Origin of the sequence: Rhizobium esperanzae, assembly GCF_002204185.1 — a bacterium.
Lineage (GTDB): Bacteria > Pseudomonadota > Alphaproteobacteria > Rhizobiales > Rhizobiaceae > Rhizobium > Rhizobium esperanzae.
This window is the reverse complement of sequence record NZ_MXPU01000066.1, coordinates 1-852: the sequence shown is the minus strand read 5'-3', so window position 1 is coordinate 852 and position 852 is coordinate 1. Positions and strand designations below refer to the sequence as shown.

General features: G+C 62.0%; 1 protein-coding gene. It reads left to right on the top strand.

Going from position 1 to position 852, the window contains the following annotated elements; all coding sequences use genetic code 11:
* Window positions 1-56: 56 nt before the first annotated feature.
* A partial coding sequence (locus B5E41_RS32540; protein WP_245303196.1) for a DUF4082 domain-containing protein occupies window positions 57-852 on the top strand: 796 nt, incomplete at its 3' end.

Below are 852 nucleotides of genomic sequence, written 5' to 3'. Positions count from 1 at the left end.
AGACGCCGACCCAGCCCAACTTCACCGACGGGCCTGGAGTGGACTGGGAAGTCGGGATGCGCTTCGTCAGCAGCAATACCGGTTCGATCCAGGCGATCCGCTATTACAAGGCCCCGAGCGAGACCGGCACGCATGTCGGCCGCATCTGGTCGGCTACCGGGCAGCAGCTGGCAAGCGTCACCTTCACCAACGAGACAGCCTCAGGCTGGCAGCAGCAGACTTTGGCAAGCCCGCTGGTCATCAGTGCGGGCACCACCTATGTCGTCTCGGTCAATGCCAACAGCTACTATTCGCTGACCTCGAACGGCTTCGCCAACCCCATCAGCAATGGCGGATTGACCGCCCCGGTCGGCGCCGGCGTCTACAACGAAACCATTGGCACGTTTCCGGCCCTCGTCTATCAGAACGAAAACTACTTCCGCGATGTCGTGTTTTCTACTGCGGCGGCCAATCCCAACAACCACCCGGGTGTGCTTGGCATCAGCGGGACCGCGACGCAAGGTCAGGTGTTGACGGCCGCCGTCACCGACGCGGACGGTGTGCCGGGATCGGTAACCTATCAGTGGCAGCAGAGCAGCAACGGCACCACGTGGAGCAATATCGGCGGAGCGACTGCCAATACGCTGACCCTGCAGCAGGCCCTGGTCGGCAATTTCGTGCGGGCAACAGCCAGTTACATCGACAACCTGGGCAACAGCGAGAATGTCACCAGCCCGGCGACGCCCTCGGCAGTCGCCAATGTCAATGATCCCGGCGTGATCTCGATCAATGGCATAGCGAGCCAGGGCCAGACCTTGACCGCCAGCCTCAGTGACATCGATGGCCTACCGGCAACAGGCGTCAGCTATCTGT